General features: G+C 29.1%; 18 protein-coding genes. 11 read left to right on the top strand and 7 right to left on the bottom strand.

Annotated elements, in window-relative coordinates; all coding sequences use genetic code 11:
• A partial coding sequence (locus L8X27_RS01775; RefSeq protein WP_263681001.1) for an autotransporter outer membrane beta-barrel domain-containing protein occupies positions 1 to 1,779 on the top strand: 1,779 nt, incomplete at its 5' end.
• 219 nt (positions 1,780 to 1,998) lie between these two features.
• Positions 1,999 to 3,762 (top strand): tetratricopeptide repeat protein, encoded by a 1,764-nt coding sequence (locus L8X27_RS01770; RefSeq protein ID WP_263681000.1) that lies wholly within the window; start codon positions 1,999 to 2,001, stop codon positions 3,760 to 3,762.
• 7 nt (positions 3,763 to 3,769) lie between these two features.
• Here the strand turns inward: L8X27_RS01770 and ychF are convergent, their stop codons facing one another.
• From ychF to rpiB, 6 genes are read right to left on the bottom strand one after another with little or no spacing between them, the layout of a single operon-like run.
• Positions 3,770 to 4,870, bottom strand: coding sequence for a redox-regulated ATPase YchF (gene ychF / locus L8X27_RS01765; protein WP_263671310.1), 1,101 nt, complete (start codon positions 4,868 to 4,870; stop codon positions 3,770 to 3,772).
• The gene (locus L8X27_RS01760) at positions 4,867 to 6,318 is read right to left on the bottom strand and encodes a leucyl aminopeptidase (protein WP_263680999.1); all 1,452 of its coding nucleotides are present in this window, start codon (positions 6,316 to 6,318) and stop codon (positions 4,867 to 4,869) included. Before L8X27_RS01760 ends, ychF begins: the two co-directional genes overlap by 4 nt.
• Positions 6,315 to 6,908, bottom strand: a complete 594-nt coding sequence (locus L8X27_RS01755) for a DedA family protein (RefSeq protein WP_263680998.1) — start codon at positions 6,906 to 6,908, stop codon at positions 6,315 to 6,317. Before L8X27_RS01755 ends, L8X27_RS01760 begins: the two co-directional genes overlap by 4 nt.
• Before the next feature lies 1 nt (position 6,909).
• The gene (gene apt / locus L8X27_RS01750; RefSeq protein WP_412175234.1) at positions 6,910 to 7,449 is read right to left on the bottom strand and encodes an adenine phosphoribosyltransferase; all 540 of its coding nucleotides are present in this window, start codon (positions 7,447 to 7,449) and stop codon (positions 6,910 to 6,912) included.
• Positions 7,446 to 7,778 (bottom strand): hypothetical protein, encoded by a 333-nt coding sequence (locus L8X27_RS01745; protein ID WP_133318965.1) that lies wholly within the window; start codon positions 7,776 to 7,778, stop codon positions 7,446 to 7,448. The genes apt and L8X27_RS01745 overlap by 4 nt, the downstream gene beginning before the upstream one ends.
• Positions 7,775 to 8,212, bottom strand: coding sequence for a ribose 5-phosphate isomerase B (gene rpiB / locus L8X27_RS01740; RefSeq protein ID WP_133318964.1), 438 nt, complete (start codon positions 8,210 to 8,212; stop codon positions 7,775 to 7,777). Before rpiB ends, L8X27_RS01745 begins: the two co-directional genes overlap by 4 nt.
• 145 nt (positions 8,213 to 8,357) lie before the next feature.
• Between rpiB and L8X27_RS01735 the strand changes: the two genes are divergently transcribed.
• Both L8X27_RS01735 and L8X27_RS01730 read left to right on the top strand, forming a co-directional pair.
• The gene (locus L8X27_RS01735; RefSeq protein WP_133318963.1) at positions 8,358 to 8,909 is read left to right on the top strand and encodes a CheB methylesterase domain-containing protein; all 552 of its coding nucleotides are present in this window, start codon (positions 8,358 to 8,360) and stop codon (positions 8,907 to 8,909) included.
• Between the two features lie 11 nt (positions 8,910 to 8,920).
• Positions 8,921 to 9,703: a CheR family methyltransferase gene (locus L8X27_RS01730; RefSeq protein ID WP_133318962.1), complete on the top strand. Its 783-nt coding sequence runs from the start codon at positions 8,921 to 8,923 to the stop codon at positions 9,701 to 9,703.
• Here the strand turns inward: L8X27_RS01730 and L8X27_RS01725 are convergent.
• Entirely contained in the window at positions 9,700 to 10,893 is a 1,194-nt protein-coding gene (locus tag L8X27_RS01725) for an MFS transporter (RefSeq protein ID WP_133318961.1), read from the bottom strand. The two genes, L8X27_RS01730 and L8X27_RS01725, sit on opposite strands and share 4 nt — an antisense overlap.
• 105 nt (positions 10,894 to 10,998) lie before the next feature.
• On the opposite strand from L8X27_RS01725, the gene L8X27_RS01720 reads away from it, so the two are divergent.
• The 7 genes from L8X27_RS01720 to L8X27_RS01690 are packed head-to-tail and all read left to right on the top strand — an operon-like array spanning position 10,999 to position 17,756.
• Positions 10,999 to 12,045: a dehypoxanthine futalosine cyclase gene (locus L8X27_RS01720; RefSeq protein WP_263680997.1), complete on the top strand. Its 1,047-nt coding sequence runs from the start codon at positions 10,999 to 11,001 to the stop codon at positions 12,043 to 12,045.
• Positions 12,045 to 13,265: a M16 family metallopeptidase gene (locus L8X27_RS01715; RefSeq protein ID WP_263670412.1), complete on the top strand. Its 1,221-nt coding sequence runs from the start codon at positions 12,045 to 12,047 to the stop codon at positions 13,263 to 13,265. The genes L8X27_RS01720 and L8X27_RS01715 overlap by 1 nt, the downstream gene beginning before the upstream one ends.
• Entirely contained in the window at positions 13,255 to 15,078 is a 1,824-nt protein-coding gene (recG, locus tag L8X27_RS01710; protein WP_263680996.1) for an ATP-dependent DNA helicase RecG, read from the top strand. The genes L8X27_RS01715 and recG overlap by 11 nt, the downstream gene beginning before the upstream one ends.
• A complete protein-coding gene (locus L8X27_RS01705) occupies positions 15,071 to 15,673 on the top strand; it encodes a Crp/Fnr family transcriptional regulator (RefSeq protein WP_263680995.1) in 603 nt (200 codons plus the stop codon). The genes recG and L8X27_RS01705 overlap by 8 nt, the downstream gene beginning before the upstream one ends.
• 44 nt (positions 15,674 to 15,717) lie before the next feature.
• Entirely contained in the window at positions 15,718 to 16,365 is a 648-nt protein-coding gene (locus tag L8X27_RS01700; RefSeq protein ID WP_133318956.1) for an amino acid ABC transporter permease, read from the top strand.
• Complete coding sequence (locus tag L8X27_RS01695) at positions 16,358 to 17,017, top strand: amino acid ABC transporter permease (protein WP_133318955.1); 660 nt, start codon at positions 16,358 to 16,360, stop codon at positions 17,015 to 17,017. The genes L8X27_RS01700 and L8X27_RS01695 overlap by 8 nt, the downstream gene beginning before the upstream one ends.
• Position 17,018: 1 nt before the next feature.
• Positions 17,019 to 17,756: an amino acid ABC transporter ATP-binding protein gene (locus L8X27_RS01690; protein ID WP_133318954.1), complete on the top strand. Its 738-nt coding sequence runs from the start codon at positions 17,019 to 17,021 to the stop codon at positions 17,754 to 17,756.
• The last annotated feature ends 72 nt before the right edge of the window (positions 17,757 to 17,828 follow it).

Here is a 17,828-nt window from a genome sequence, read left to right as displayed (position 1 = left end):
GCAGGAACTATAACTAATGGTATAAACTTAAGTAATAAAAGTGCTATAGGGGATATAATAAATAATTCAACCATAGGTAAAGAAGCTACACTTTACAGTATGTCTAATGATCAAGTTTATGGTATTAAAAACCATGGTAATATTGGCCAAGTAAATAATAATGCGGTTATTTTCAATGGTATATATAATGCTAATTCTATAACTTCGTTATTAAATAATGGCAATATTTATAGTGGTATTAAAAATACTGGAACTATAGAATCTTTAGTTAATACTAAAAAAGCAATAATTCATGATGATATTGAAAATGATGGCACAATGAAATTAACTAATTATGGAACAATAGGAGGAATTACTAATAGCAATTCTTTCACTCTGATTAATGGTTATGTTCAAGGTTCTGGAAAACATGCAAAATATATTAGTGGTGTTTTAAATAAGAATAAAAATGGATACCATATTGAAAATAATGGCAAAGGTGTTTTTAGTATCAATAGTTGGTATTTTGATGCGCCTGAATTTTTAAATAAAGAAGATAGATTAAAAAATTCGGTTGTATTAGGTGGTAATAATCTTGGTGGTATTAAAGTAGATGAAGTTTATATTAATACTGCAAATTTAGATACTAAAAAAATATATGATAGTAATACTTTTTTTATTGATGAAAAAGGTAATAGTATAGGAAATAATACTAATGATGATAAAGGCATTGATGCAAAAAATATCCATAGTCTAACAGATATTTATTATTTTATGAATGTTCCTTCGGAAAAAGGAAAATATAGAGTTAGTGTAGATATTAATGAGTTAAGTGGTAAAACTTTAGCTAAATCTATGGTATATTCTGCAAGATTAAGAAGCATTAATGTGTCTAATTTGTTAAGAAATGCTGCTGGATTGAATTTGCAATCTGATTTATCTAAAAATAATCGTAAATATCTTGATTCAAATACAACATATTATTTTTTAAATCCATATTATAATCACTCTTCAGCTAAAATTGGAAAAAGTGTAGGGCAATTAAGAATGGATACTGCAGGTTTGATTGGTGGTTCATTTAAGCAATTGCCAAAAGATTATGGTGTTATAGGTTTTTATCTAGGTCATGAGGATAGCTCTAAAAAACAAAACACACAAAGATTAAATTTTGATGATAAAACATATTATGGTGGTTTAACTTATTATAATGTATTAAAAAGAAAAGGATTAGATGAATACTATTTTAGTGCATATTCAAAATTTGATTATACTAAGACAAATATAGAAAAGTCTTATAAAAATAATCCTGCTAGTTCTAAAGCAAATACATTAGTATATGGATATGGCGCTGAGGCAAAAATAGGTGCTAATTATTATAATGCTATAGATGTAGCTAGAGTATCTCCAGAAATTGGACTAAGTTATTATGGTATGAGTAGTAAGAATTTTAGTTTAAATCACTTAGGTGGAACAAAAGAACATTATTTGGCAGGTCAATTTAACTTTGTTGATGCAAGTGCAGCTTTAAAATGGTATAAGCCATGGACTGATAAGTTTAAATCTAATATAACCATAGGATCTATAGTAAATTTATATACTGATGCAAGAGGTAAGTTGAAATTAGATGAAAATACATTAACAGCTGATGTTATTACTTCCAAATACTATGGATTTGGGCAATTTGGATTATCTTATGCTCTTAATAAACATTCTGATATATCATTAAATTATGCGGGTGTGTTTACATTTGATAATACCACTTCTCATACTATGTTTTTAAAACTAGGTTTATGGTGGTAAGTATTTTTACATATCAACTAAAATAGTTGATATGTAATTTTAATTCCCTAGAGCTTACTTGAAATAATGCTAAACAATACATTTATTTTCGCCTCCTTTAAAAATATTAGTAAGCTCGAACTAAATCATAATAATATAAGTATATAATTGTTATGATTTAGTTTTTAGTAAGTTCTAGGGAATTAAAAAATATATTAATGTAATATCATAGAGGAGATAATGTTAGATAAAATAATATATCATTATTATAATAATAACCATCAAAAGTGTTTAGAGTGTAGTGAAGAATATTTGGAGCAAGATCCTAAAAATGCTTTAGAATATGCGATGATGGCTTCTTTTAAAATAGGAGATTATGGTAAAACTTTACATTATGCAAGACAAATTTTTAATTTATATCCTACTAGTTTTAATGGACTAATGCTTGCAAAAGCACTTTTATATAATGGAAATTTTAATGATGGTATTGGATTACTTGAAGAGCTTTTACAAAGACAATGTTTTTTAAAAGATGAGCTTAATTTGGAACTTGCTTTTGCTTATCAAAATACAGGAAGCCTAGAAGAGGCAGAAAAACTGTATAAGCTTGCTTTAGAAAAAGATATGTATAATCTTGATTTGTGGAAAAATTATGCTGAGCTTTATTTTAAAACAAATTTCCAAAAGGCACTTGAAGTACATAATGAACTTTGTGATTTTACACAAATTATGATATCAAAATTACAAAGTGGGGAGTTAGTAGAAAAAAATTTTACAAATAGTATTAATTTACAAGATAGATTACAAGAGAAAACCCAAGAAAACTTGACTATAGTTAAAATTCATGAGTTTTTAAATACACAAATTTTACCACAAAAAGCATATTTGCTTTTTAAACTTTTGAGATTGCAAGAGTCATTAGAATTATTTTCGAATTTATGTGAGTATAATCAAAATAATGCTCAATTTTGGCAAAATTATGCAAAAGCACTAGAACTAAGTGCTAATTATCAAGGTGCTTATGATGCATACCAAAAAGCTTTGAGTTTGCATCCACATGCAACTTATCAGTTTGACTTGGCATATTTGCTAATGCGTATGGGAGAAAGTGATAATTTTGAAGAAGGTAAAAGAGTATATGAGAGCAGACTTTTTTATGCCCATAATGAAACTTTTTCACCTTATCATTATAATAAAACCATACAAGCCTTTAATAAAGATGGAGTACAGGCTTTTAAAGATAAAGAAATTTTAGTTTTTTGTGAGCAAGGTTTTGGTGATACTATCATGTATGCTAGATGTTTGGAAAAACTTTGTCAAATTGCCTCTAAGGTTTTGTTTGCTCCGCAAAGCGCTATGTATAAAATGTTTAAAAATCAACTCAAAGAGCTTAATAAACAAAATAATTTTTTTTCTAATTTGAAAATTTTAAAAGATTTTCCGAGTGAGTTTGATTATGCTATGCCGATTTGCTCTTTACCTTTGCTTTGTGATATTAAATTAGATGAAATTTCTAAGTTAAGAACGCCTATTATTGCTTTAGAAAAACCAAATAATAAAATTAAAAAAATAGGAATTTTTTGGTTTACTCCTAATGCTATAAATACTGATTTATTGAGAAATGTAGATTTTATATTTTTGTATAATGCATTAAAAGATTTATGTTGTGAGATTATTTCTTTTCAAGTAGATGGGGTAAATAATGTTAATCTACCTCAAGAAATTGAAAATAGGGGAGTAAAGCTAAAAAATTGGAATGATACTTTAGATAACTTAAAAGATATTGATTGTATTGTAAGTATAGATAGTGCTATTGCGCATTTAGCCTTAGCTTTAGATATACCTACAATAGTACTTTTAGCACCTAGGTTTGATTGGCGTTGGGGTAAATTTGAAAATCCTAAAAGTTATTTTTGGCCTAAAGCGAATTTACTTACTTTTTCTAATGAATATGATACTAAGGATAAATTGCAAAGCTTAATTAAAAAACAAATCAATGTTTGATAAATTATCAAACATTGAATCTAAAATGCATTACATCGCCATCTTGTACGATATAATCTTTCCCTTCAAGGCGTAGTTTTCCTGCTTCTTTAGCACCACTTTCGCCTTTGCAAGCGATATAATCCTCATAAGAAATTACTTCAGCTTTGATAAAACCTTTTTCAAAGTCATTATGGATCACGCTTGCTGCTTTTGGTGCTTTCCAACCTCTTTGTATAGTCCATGATCTAACTTCTACTTGACCTGCTGTAAAATAGCTAATCAAGTTTAGCTTTGAAAATGCTGTGCGTATAACTACTTCAAGCCCGCTACTTTCTATACCTAAAGATTTTAAAAATTCATAATTTTCTTCATCGCTTAAAGCTATCATTTCTTCTTCTATTTTAGAGCAAAGTTTGATTACTTCATGACCTGATTTTGCTGCAAATTCTTTAAGATCTTTTACAAATTCATTATCTTCTAAAAGCGAATTCTCATCTACATTTGCTCCATATATCACTTCTTTAGCTGAAAGCAATCTTAGTTCTTTTATAAGAGCATGATAGACTTCATTTTTATTAGCAAAAGAACTTGCACTGTTGTTTTGATTTAAATGCTCTAAAAGTTCATTAGCTAATGCCAAGGTTTCTTTTGCACCTTTTTCATTGGCCTTTGCACCTTTAGTGAGTTTTTCTATTTTTTTGCTAAGTTGTTCTATATCTGCTAGTATAAGTTCTGTTTCTATGATTTGTACATCACGCACAGGATCAACACTGCCCGCAACATGGGTGATATTTTCATCATCAAAACAACGCACAATATGTAAAATCATCTCTGTTTCGCGTATGTTAGATAAAAATTTATTACCCAAACCCTCGCCTTTGCTAGCTCCTGCTACTAAGCCTGCTATATCAACAAATTCTATATTTGAGCGTATGATTTTTTGTGGATTAACAATTTTTGCTAGCTCTTTTAAGCGATGATCAGGCACAGGTACCACTGCTTTGTTTGGTTCTATGGTGCAAAATGGATAGTTTGCACTTTCAGCATTTTGTGCTCTTGTTAGAGCGTTAAAAGTGGTAGATTTTCCAACATTTGGAAGTCCTACTATACCAACTGATAAACTCATTTTTGTTTCCTTGAAAGATAAAGTAAATATGAAAGGCACATTCTAACACCTGCTCCGGTTGCACCAAAACAGTGATAACCCCAAGCTTTTTCCAAATAAGCTGGTCCTGCAATGTCTAAATGTAGCCATTTGTCTTTGTATTCTTCTCTAATGAAAGAATTTAAAAATAATCCCGCAGTAATGGCCCCGCCATAACGACTTGAAGAGGTATTACTAACATCTGCTATGTTTGATTTTATAAGCTCTTTTAAGTGCGGATTAAAATGTAAAATAGTAGCTAAATCTCCACTTTTTTTACTTATTTTATAAAATTCATTTTGCAAATCTTCATTATTTCCCATGATGGCACTTGTGTATTCTCCAAGTCCTACCACGCAAGCTCCAGTTAAAGTAGCAAGATCTATTAATAAATCAGGTTTTAGATCTTGAGCAAGTGAAAGACAATCTGCTAAAACTAATCTTCCTTCTGCGTCGGTATTTCTAACCTCTATACTCACACCTTCTCTTGAAATAAGCACATCATCAGGTTTATAAGCATTTCCACCTATCATGTTTTCAGTTGCGCCGATGATAGAATGAACTTCTATATCAAGGTTTAACTCGCTTGCACCTTTAATAATAGCCATTGCAGCCGCACCACCGCTTTTATCTGATTTCATCGTTAGCATGTAATCAGCAGGTTTTAAACTAAGTCCACCACTATCATAAGTTAGCCCTTTACCTACAAACACTACTTTCATTTTTGGATTTTGTGGTTTATAAGAAAGATGAATGAGTTTTGGGGGATGAATTGAAGCACGATTTACTGCTAAAAATGCTTGCATTTTTTCTTGCTCTAAGAAATCGCTTTCATAAATTTTACATGAAATATTAGAATTATTTTGGCTCAGTTCAAGCGCATCTTCGGCCATTTTGGCAGGAGTGTAAATTTGTGGGATTTCATTAACGATATTTTTTGCAAAATCACAAGCATTTGAAAAAATTTGACCATAGTTTATACCTATGCAAGCTTCTTCTAGGTTGTATGTTTTGTCATTGATTTCATCTTTTGAGATGAAAATATTCTCTAACTTGCTTGGTGTTTTTTCTTTTTTGTATTTGTTAAATTCATAAGCACCAAAAGTAAATCCTTGAATCATAGCATTAAAGCTATTTACTACACATTTTCCTATGACACTTTTTGTTTTTACGCTTTGAATTTCAAGTTTTTTTAAAGCTTTGTATGCATTTGCAAAAGCAAGCCTTATATCTTCATATTCTAAGCTTTTAAGTTCACTGTAAAGAATTTTATTTTGCATATCTATGCAAATTCCTTCACCTTTATAGCTTGAAAGCTTGAAAAGTTCTTGACTTTGAGTGTATTGTTCTATTTTTTTATCTTGTATTAAAATGATTTCAAAATCAGCATTTATAGAGCCGATATTTTCTTCTATAAAATTAAAAGTCATTTGCGAGTCCTTCTTGTAAGTATTGATTTTTCTATTTGTTTCATTCCTAAAAATAAAGCTAATAAAAAGCCAGCAATAATTGGCACTGCAAAATACCAATGATTTCCAGTCCATTCTACTGCAAGCCAAATTTCTTTTCCAAAAAACCATGCAAGTAAAATAGTTATAGCAGCCCAAGCCCACGCACTAATAAGATTAATAAAAGCAAATTTTTTAGCACTATAGCGAGTTAATCCTATACTCATAGGTATAATAGTTCTAAAACCATACATATATCTTTGTATGAAGATAATAGGCCAACCAAAACGCTGTAAAAGTAAGTGTGCTATGGCAAATTTACGCCTTTGGGTGCGAAGTTTTTTCTGAATGTATTTTTTGTTATATCTTCCTATATAAAAGTATATTTGATCGCCTACAAAGCCACCTAAGCCTGCTATAAAGATAATAAGTCCTAAATTTACATGGCCTTCATGTGCAAAAATACCTGCTAAAATAAGTGCAAGTTCTCCTTCAAGTATGCACCATAAAAACACAATAATATAAGCCCAATTTTTATAATCATACAAAAGTTGTTTTAAAAATTCTTCCATTTTATACCTCTAAAACACTATAAACAGAAGTTAATTTAGCTAATTCTTTAGCACCATCTAGATCTTTTAACTCTAGTAAAAAACAAGCTTCAACACATTTTGCATTGAGTTTTTCTATAAGTTTCACAGCAGCGATAGCTGTGCCACCTGTAGCGATAAGATCATCTATAAGTAAAACATTTGCTTTTTGATTATTAAAAGCATCGATATGAATTTCTATAGTATCACTGCCATATTCTAAACTATAAGATTCTTGTAAGCATTTTGAAGGTAGCTTTCCAGGTTTTCTTATAGGTACAAAAGGAAGTCTTAAACTAGCGCTCAAGGCAGCTCCAAAAATAAAACCTCTACTTTCTATACCAACGATATAATCAAGCTTTGCGTTTTGATATTTTTCAACTAAATGATCCATTAAAAACGCAAATGCTTCTTTGTTGTTTAATAAAGTAGTAATATCTCTAAAAACAATCCCTTCTTTTGGAAAGTCCTTAATAGCTCTAATGCTATCTAGTAAATATTTTTTATCTTGCTCTTTTATCATAATAATGCCTCTATTTTTGCTTCTAATTCTTTGATTCTTTGTCTTAGTTTTTCATTTTCAATACGATATTGTGAATTTCTTGTTCTAAGAGAGGTTAAGTCTGCTTTACTTTTGTTTAATTCTTCAGTTAAAATATCAATATTACCCAAACTTCTTTGAAGTTGTACTTGTAGTTTTCTAATAACAATTTCAGTATCATCAAGGTTGTTTTTTATAAATTCTTTTGCCACTTTTTCTTTATGAAGCAGGGTTTTATAATAAAGTAACATAATAGTCATATAAATACTAATACAAATTAATACAGTTAATACAAGCCAACTTAAGATCATAATCTTTCCTCTATTTTGCTAATTCTTGCGCAATGTCTTCCGCCGCTAAAAGAAGTGTTGATAAAATTTGAGATAATTTCAAAAGCCATATCAACCCCTATTAATCTAGCTCCTAGTGCTAAAACATTTGCATCATTATGTTCTCTTGAAAGTTTAGCACTTAAAGATTCATTACACAAAGCACAGCGTATATTTTTATGACGATTTGCTGCTATACTCATACCAATTCCTGATCCGCATACTAAAATTCCAAAACTTTTTTCATTTATTTTAGAGCTTAATAAATGTGCATAATCAGGATAATCACAACGATCCTCACTAAAAGGACCTAAGTCTTCAAAAGTAATATTTTTTTCTTGTAAAAATTTAGTAATTTCTTGCTTTAAAATAAAACCAGCATGATCACTTGCAATATAAATTTTTTCTCTTAACATTTAACATTCACTTTATCATTTTTGAAATTTTAAAGTATTAATTTTATCATATTTAATTAAAATTTTTCTTTCTTATATATAATTATTTTTTTATGTTTTCAAATATTTATTTGATATAATAACAATGAATTATTTAAGGTAAAAAATGAAGCTTATACTAATTGGTTCTTCAACAGGTGGCCCAAGCCAACTAAAGTTTTTACTAAATGATGTAGAATTGAAAGATTGTGCAGTAGTGATTGCTCAGCATATGAATCCTGCGTTTATTCCTTCTTTTGTAAATCAATTTAACAAAGAAGCATTAAGCGAGGTGATTATACCAAGTGATAAGGAAGTTTTGAAAAATAAAATTTATATTTGTCAAAGAAATATGATTTTAAGTGGCAACAATACCTTAACATTAAATACTACAGATGAAACTAGTAGTTTTAATCCAGGGATTGATGTGCTATTTAATTCTGCTGTTAATCTTTGCAAATATCATAAAATTTTAGCTTTGATTATGACAGGAATGGGCGATGATGGTGCTAAGTCTTTGTTTGAACTTTATAAAGCAGGAGTAAGGTGTTTGTGCGAAAATGAGGCTGATTCTATAGTATATGGTATGCCAAAAAAAGCCAGAGATACTAATCCAAATTTAAAACCTATGAGTTTAATAGAACTCAAAAAAGAAATAACAAATTTCATCAAATCGTAGGACAAAAAAAGATGATAAAGATTACAGAAAATGAAATGAATGATTTTGTAAAAATCGTAGAGCAAATAAGTGGAAATAACTTAAATGCGAAAAAGGATATATTATCTATTAAACTTCCTAAATTTTTACAAGAATTAGGCTTGAGCAGTCTTAGTGAATTAAATGAAAAAGTGCAGTTTCAAAGAAATTTAAAACAAGAAACTATGGATTTTATTACAGTTTGTGAGACTTATTTTTTTAGAGAATTAGAGCAATTAAAAGATGTGATTTTTTATATAAAATCTCTTGATCGCCCTGTAAATGTGCTTTGTGCTCCATGTTCAAGCGGCGAAGAAGTGTATTCTTTAGCTATTTTAGCAAGTGAGAATTTTGTTAAAGGTATGAATATAGTTGGTATAGATATTAATAAAAAAATGATAGATAAATGTAATGAAATGATTTATTCAGAGCGTTCAGTATCTAGATTAAACACTATGCAAAAAACGCGTTATTTTGATGTAAAAGATAGAATGTATCATCTTAAAAAAGAAACCCTAGCTTGCAGATGCCGTTTTGATCTTTGTAATGTCTTTGATGATTCTTTATTTAAATTTGGAAAATTTGATGTGATTTTTTCAAGAAATATGATGATATATTTTGATCAAGATTTTAAAATAAGACTTATGGAGCGTTTTTATAGGATATTGAATAAAGAAGGTAGAATTTACCCAGGAAAGTCAGATCTTGTGCCTGAAACAGCTTATTTTGAAAAAAACTTTTCAGCAGGTGGAGTTTATTATTCTAAGGTGGATTAATTATATTTTTTATTAAACCACCACCAATAAATTGCTGCAAAGATAAAACATACTCCTAAGCCAAAAGTAAAATGACTTAGTTTTATTCCATAAAATTCAAATAAATATCCTGTTGAAAAAGCAATAATTGCACTAAAGGTTAAATATACCATATCATTGTAAGCAATCACTCTGCCATAGTATCTTTTGTCGCAATCATTTTGCAAAAGTGTATAGGTATAGCTCCATAAAGATGAAGTGCAAAAACCAGCCATTACCAAGCCTACAAAAGCAAGATAAAAGTTAAATTGCAAGCAAGCCCAAAGCATTATACCTACACCTTGCGCTAAGTATAAATATACCAAAGTGTTTTTATTAATATAAGGACTAAGCACATAAGGGCCTATAAGTAAAGATATGGCTCTTATAGCATTAGAAAGCCCTATGGCTAGAGGTATAGAAATAACTTTTGCGTATTCATATTCTGCTAAAAGAGTGATTAAAACATCATAAGCAGTTATCCCTACAACCCCATGAAGTAAAATCAAATGAATGATTTTTTTATTATTAAATACATAAACTAAGCCTTCTTTGATTAATATAAAAAGATTATTTTGTGTGGTATTTTTTTCATTAGGTAAAATCAAAGTTTTGAGTATAAGCATAGCACAAAATAGCATTAAAGTATCAGCTATAAAGGCTGGCTTTACTCCAAAAAGATCTATAAAAAGCCCTGCTGCACCCATACCCAAAGCATATGATACAGCCCATATGATACTATGAAGCTCATTGCCTAGTTTTAATTCTTGCGGGGTTAAAATTTTAGGTAAAACTGACATTTCTGTTTGAAAATACATACTTGCAACCGCCATACGAACAAAGGTTAAAAAGTATAACAACCAAAGCATGGCTAAAGAATTTACAAAAATTAACATAAAAATAGAAATCATTTCAATACTAATCATTGTGAGTAATAAATTCTTAGGTTTAAATCTATCTACTATAACCCCATTTATAGGTGCAAGTATAATAGAAGGTAAAAAAACAAAAATAGCTGAAAAACCTATGATATTAGCAGGTGCACCGAGTTCTTTAGTTAAAAGGGTAAAAACACCTACTTGAGAAAACCACGCACCAAAATAACTTATAAATTGTACTATTGCTAAAAGGCGAAAAGTTTTATTATTTTTAAGTAAAGACCTATAAGTCATGAGTATCCTATGAATATATAAAATTAAAGGGCTTGATTATATCGTCTTTAAGATTATTTTACATTTAAATGTTATAATAATCCTTTTTTATAAAAAGGTTTAAGAATGAGTAGATTAAGTAAAAAAGAAGCGTTAAATTTGCTCCAAAATGCACCTTTATATGAACTAGGTGCAATGGCTTATGAGAGAAAATTAGAGCTTCATCCTGAAAAAATAACTACTTTTGTGGTAGATAGAAATATAAATTATACAAATATTTGCTGTATTGATTGTGATTTTTGTGCTTTTTGTAGAAAAGAAAAAGATGATGATTCCTATATTTTAAGATATGAAGAAATAGGGCAAAAAATAGAAGAATTACAAGCTATAGGCGGAACGCAAATTTTATTTCAAGGCGGGGTACATCCAAAACTTAAAATAGAATGGTATGAAGATTTGCTTTCTTATATAAAAACTAATTATCCGACTATTACCGTGCATGGTTTTTCAGCAGTAGAGATAGCTTATATAGCAAGAGTTTCTAAAATTTCTATAGAAGAGGTTTTAAAAAGATTACAAGTCAAAGGACTTTTTTCTATACCTGGAGCGGGTGCTGAAGTATTAAGCGATAGGGTGAGAGATATTATAGCGCCACACAAATGTGACACAGTTACTTGGCTTAGGGTGCATGAGAGTGCGCATAATATAGGTATGAAAAGTACTGCTACAATGATGTTTGGTACGGTTGAAAATGATGAGGAAATCATCGAACATTTTGATCATTTAAGAAATTTACAAGATAAAACAAATGGCTTTAGAGCTTTTATTTTATGGTCATTTCAAAGCGAAAATACTCCTTTGATCAAAAAACATCCTGAAATCATCAAGCAAAGCTCTAATAGATATTTAAGATTGCTAGCTTTAGCAAGATTATATTTAGATAATTTTAAAAATTTACAAAGTTCATGGGTAACACAAGGCTCTTTAATAGGTCAACTTGCTTTAAAATTTGGTGCAAATGATTTAGGTTCAACTATGATGGAAGAAAATGTTGTAGCCGCAGCTGGTGCAAAATACAGAATGAATCAAGAACAAATGATAGAACTTATTAAAGATATAGGGGAATTACCTGCCAAACGCGATACAGCTTATAATATTTTAGAAAGGTTTTAATGTTAAATTTAGACTTTAATGAAACTAAAATAGACATAATATATGAGTATGAAAATGAGCTTCCTGTAGTATTTTTTAAGCTCATTTTTAAAAATAGTGGAAAAATAGCAGAAAAACACAATAGAGGTTGTGCAAGTATGCTTGCTAGGCTTTTAAATGAAGGAAGTAATGATGAGTTTTTTAAAAGCTTAGAATACCGTGCTATAGAGCTTTATGCTAAGGCTAGTTTTGAACATTTTCAAATTAGTATTAAATGCTTGAAAGAACATTTTGATTTTGCTTTAGAAAAATTACAAGAATTATTTTTAAATGTGCGTTTTGATGAAAAAATCTTACAAAGATTAAAAACTTTAGCTTTGGGTGAACTTGCAAGTTTAAATACTGATTATGATTATCAAGCAAAAAGACTTTTGAATAAGAATGTTTTTAAAGATGAAATTTTTGCTAGTGGTCTTGATGGGACTAAAGAAAGCATAGAAAAGATTAGTTTAAAAGAATTACAAGATTTTATGAGTGAAAATTTAGTACTTGATAATGCTTTATTTGTTTTTGGTGGAGATATTAAAGAAGATGAAGTAAAGATTAAAGTAGAAAAAATTTGCCAAATTCTAAAAAGAAATGCCCCAAATCAAAACAAAAGCTACAAGCTCGTTGATGAGAGTATAGAAGTAAGTGAGCAAAAAAGCACTGAGCAAGCTTATATATACTTTTGCTCTCCATTTAATATACAAATTAATGATGAGAAAATGTATTTAGCTAAACTTGCTTTGTTTATTTTAGGTCAAGGTGGTTTTGGTTCGCGTTTGATGGAAGAAGTGCGTGTAAAAAGAGGCTTGGCGTATTCAGCATATGCTATGCTTGATGTAAATTTAAATTATAGTAGAGTTTTTGGGTATTTGCAAACTAAAAATGAAAGTTCTAATGAGGCTAAAGCTTTAGTTAAGGAAGTTTTTGAAAACTTTGTCCAAAATGGAGTCAATGAAAAAGAATTTCAACTAGCTAAACAATTTTTAGTAGGCTCTATGCCTTTAAGGTATGAAAATTTGGCTAAAAGACTAGATATAATGCTAAATGAATATTTGCATGGTTTAAAACTTGGAAATTTAAAAGAAGAAATGCAAAAGATTAAAAACACTAATTTAGATGAGTTAAATGACTTTATCAAAGCACATAGTGAAATTACCAAAGTGAGTTTTGCAAGCATAGAAAATGAAAGTTGAAGAAAAGGACTTAAAACTACTTCATGCTTTAGGGGTTAAAAATTGTATCGATTTGGCTTTGATTTTACCTAAAAAATTTGATGATTTTAGAATTTCAAAGTTTCCAAAAGATACATTTTGCACTCAAAATGTAAAAATTATTAGCACACAAAATCATCACTCCCAACTTTTTATACTTTGTGAATGTTTAGAATGGGGTATAAAAGCAAATATAGTAATTTTTCATCCTAATAAATGGCATTTTAAAATTTTTAAACATAATGCTTTAATTTGTATCCATGCAAAGATGAATTTTTTTAATGGAATTTGGCAGTTTATAAACCCAAAAATAGTAAAAAATATAGGTCAAATAGTCCCTAAATACCAAATTAGTTCTATTAAAAATGAAAGCATAAAAAAACTTATTTTAAAATATGTCAATGAAGCTAACTTAAAAGCGCTAAATTTAGAACAAAAATACATTAATTTACTTTTAAATTTACACAATTATGATGATTTAACTCTTTATGAAAATTTTAACGCCATAGTTAAAGACTTAAAATATATAGAAATTTTTAATCATTTAAGGCGTTTAAAGGGTAAAAAAATATCACAAAATGCTTATAAAATAGAACTTTTTGATATAAGCTCTTGGCTTAAGGGTTTAGAATTTAACCCTACAAATGATCAGCTTTTAGCAATAGAAGATATTAAAAAAGATTTGCAAAATAAAGTCGCTAAAAGGCGTGTGGTGATGGGTGATGTGGGTTGTGGTAAGACTTTGGTCATACTTGCTGCAAGTTTGCTAGTATATCCTAAAAAGGCTATTTTAATGGCTCCAACTAGTATATTAGCAGAGCAAATTTATCATGAAGCAAAAAGACTTTTGCCTGATTTTGTTAATGTATTGCTTTTAAAGGGTGGTAAAAAAGATAAAGATTTAGCAAAATTAAAAGAACAAGCCCATTTTATCATAGGTACACATGCGCTCATTCATCAAGAAGAATTTGAAGCAGTTTTAGTGATGATAGATGAGCAACATCGCTTTGGCTCTAATCAAAGACAAAAAATAAGTGAGCTTAGTAAAAACTCTCAATATGCTCCACATATCGTGCAATTTTCTGCTACACCTATACCAAGAACACTTTCTATGATACAAAGTGAGCTTGTAAATTTTAGTTTTATTAAACAAATGCCTTTTAAAAAAGACATTAAAACTTTTTGCATACAAGATAAAGATTTTAAATATTTGCTTAAAAAAATCGATGATGAACTAGCTAAAAATCATCAAGTGATCATCATTTATCCTTTGGTAAATGAAAGTGAAAATATAGATTATTTATCGCTAGAACAAGCACAAGGGTATTGGATAAACAAATACAAAAATGTTTATGTGACTCATGGAAAAGATAAAAATAAAGATCAAATTTTGCAAGAATTTAGAGAAAAAGGCACGATTTTACTTTCTACGACCGTGGTTGAAGTGGGAATTTCTTTACCAAGACTAAGCGTGATTGTAGTTGTTGGGGCTGAAAGACTTGGGCTTGCTACCTTACATCAGCTTCGAGGTAGGGTAGGTAGAGTAGGGCTTGAGAGCTTTTGTTATTTATATACTAAGCAAAAAGAAATTCCAAGTCGTTTGCTTGAATTTGCTAAAACTTTAGATGGGTTTAAAATAGCTGAGCTTGATTTAAAAAACAGGTTAAGTGGGGATTTACTAGATGGTAGAGTGCAACATGGAAATCACTTTAAATTTTTTGATTTTGCAGATGATGAAGAGCTGGTTTTAAAAGCAAAAGAAAGTATTAAAAATATGGAAGAAAAAAATGGATAAACATTTTGAAATTTTGATTTCAAAGGGCGAAAAGAAGTATTTTAAGAAAGGAAATATTTTATTTTTTCAAGGTGAAAAAGCAAATAAAATTTACATTTTACTAAGTGGAAAAGTGCGTATATATAAGGTAAATGTAAAAGGTTTTGAGCTAACACTACATACTCTAACTCCGGTAAATTTTATAGCTGAAATGCCTGTGTTTGAGGGTATTGATTACCCAGCCAATGCAATTTGTGAGCAAGATTGTGAAATTTGTGTTTTTGATTTTAATGAATTTAAAAAATTATGCTTAGAAAATGGAGAATTTAGTTTTTTACTTTTGACTTCTTTAATCGGTAAAATTCGAATTTTAGAAAATTTTATCAGACAAAAATCTTTGGATTTAAAGTCAAGATTAGTCGGCTTTTTACTAGAAAATGAAGAAAAGCTACAAAATTTAAAACAAAAAGAAATCGCTGTGATTTTAAATTTACCCCCAGAATCTTTGTCGCGTTTTTTAAAAGAATTAAAACAAAATGAGCTTATTTGCACAAATAAAGGTAAAATAGTAATTTTAAATAAAGAAAAAATGCAAAATTTAATTAAGTCTTTTTAAGTCTTATTTGTTACAATATTATATTTTAAAGTATGGATGGTTTCATGGATTTTGATTTTTTAGTCAAGTTTAGCCCTATGTTTATACAAGCTTCTTGGCTTACATTAAAACTTGCTATTTATGGGGTGTTTTTTTCATTTTTAGTAGGTTTATTTTGTGTGGGAGTGAGTTATTTTAAATTTTCCTTTTTAAACACAATTTGTAAAATTTATATAGAATTTTCAAGAAACACACCTTTGCTAATCCAACTTTTCTTTTTATATTATGCTTTACCTGAATTTGGAATTCAACTTAGCTCTTTTGCTTGTGCTGTGATAGGACTTAGTTTTTTAGGTGGTTCTTATATGGCTGAAAGTTTAAGAGCGGGTATGGAAGCGGTTAAAAAACAACAATATGAATCAGGACTTTCTTTGGGTTTGAGTAAATGGCAAAATTTCCGTTATATTATTATGCCTCAAGCTTTGGGTATAGCTATGCCAAGCATTAGTGCAAATATCATTTTTTTACTTAAAGAAACTTCTGTAGTAAGCATTATTGCTTTAGCAGATTTAGTATATGTGGCTAAAGATCTTATAGGGCTTTATTATAAAAGTAACGAAGCATTATTTGCTTTGGTGCTTTGTTATTTGATCTTGATTTTACCTTTATCTTTAGTGTTAAACCGTATAGAAAAAAGGTTAAATTATGTTTGAAATTTTAAATCAAGATACCTTTTTTAGACTAGCGCAAGGTTTAAAGGTTACTTTAGAGCTTTCATTGATTAGCGTTTTGATTTCACTCATAGGAGGAGTATTTTTTGGAATTTTAATGCATTCTAAAAACAAATTCCTTTATGTTTTTTGTCGTTTTATGCTTGAGTTTGTGCGTATTATGCCTTTGATTGTTTGGCTTTTTATAGTGCATTTTGGCTTGGCGAAATGGTTTGGATGGCATTTGAGTGCTTTGGGTTCAAGTATTATTGTTTTTAGTATTTGGGGTGTGTTTGAGATGATGGATTTGGTTAGATCATCTTTAGCAAGTATACCAAAACATCAGTATGAGTCAGGACTTTCACTAGGTTTTAATAAATTTGAAGTTTATCTTTTTATCATTATACCTTTATCTTTGAGAAGATTATTACCAATGAGTATTAATCTTTTTACAAGAATCATCAAAAGCACTTCAGTGATTTATCTAATCGGTGGTATAGAGCTTATTAAAGTAGGTCAACAAGTGATTGAGCTTAATTTATTTCAAAATTCTTATGCGGCTTTTGTGATTTATGGTTTGATTTTATTGATTTATTTTATACTTTGTTATCCTTTGTCAGTATATTCAAAGTTTTTAGAGAAAAAATGGAGCTAATATGAGCATTTTAAAAATACAAAATTTACAAAAATATTATGATGATCATCATGTTTTAAAAGATATTAATTTAGAAGTAAATCAAAAAGAAGTAGTAGTTATACTAGGTCCAAGTGGTTGTGGGAAATCTACACTTTTAAGATGTATTAATGGCCTAGAAGAAATGGCTGATGGAGCTATTTTAGTAGATGATGAGAAAATTGATAAAAATTATAAAAAATGGACTCAAATTCGTCAAAAAATAGGTATGGTGTTTCAATCTTATGAGCTTTTTGATCATTTAAATGTTGAGCAAAATATACTTTTAGGACCTTTAAAGGTGCAAAAAAGAAAAAAAGAAGAGGTTTTAGAAGAAGCAAAATACTGGCTTGATAGAGTAGGACTTTTGCATAAAATAAAAGCTTATCCTAAAGAATTAAGCGGTGGACAAAAGCAACGCATAGCCATAGTTAGAAGTCTTTGTATGAACCCTGAAATCATGCTTTTTGATGAAGTTACAGCAGCGCTTGATCCTGAAATCGTGCGTGAAGTTTTAGATGTGATTTTAAATTTGGCAAAAGATGGTATGACTATGCTTATAGTTACACATGAAATGGGTTTTGCAAGAGCAGTTGCTGATAAAATAGTTTTTATGGATGATGGTAAAATAGTAGAAATTTCAAATCCTGATGAATTTTTTGAAAATCCAAAGACAGATCGTGCGAAAAAATTTCTCAATTTGTTTGATTTTCATCGTTAATTTTATTTTTTTAAAATATTTATTTAAAAAAATAATATAAGGTTTAAAAATTTAAATTTTTAATCATAAGGA

It is taken from the genome of Campylobacter sp. CNRCH_2015_1657 (genome assembly GCF_025772685.1).
GTDB lineage: Bacteria > Campylobacterota > Campylobacteria > Campylobacterales > Campylobacteraceae > Campylobacter_D > Campylobacter_D lari_D.
This window is presented reverse-complemented; position numbering and strand designations above follow the sequence as displayed.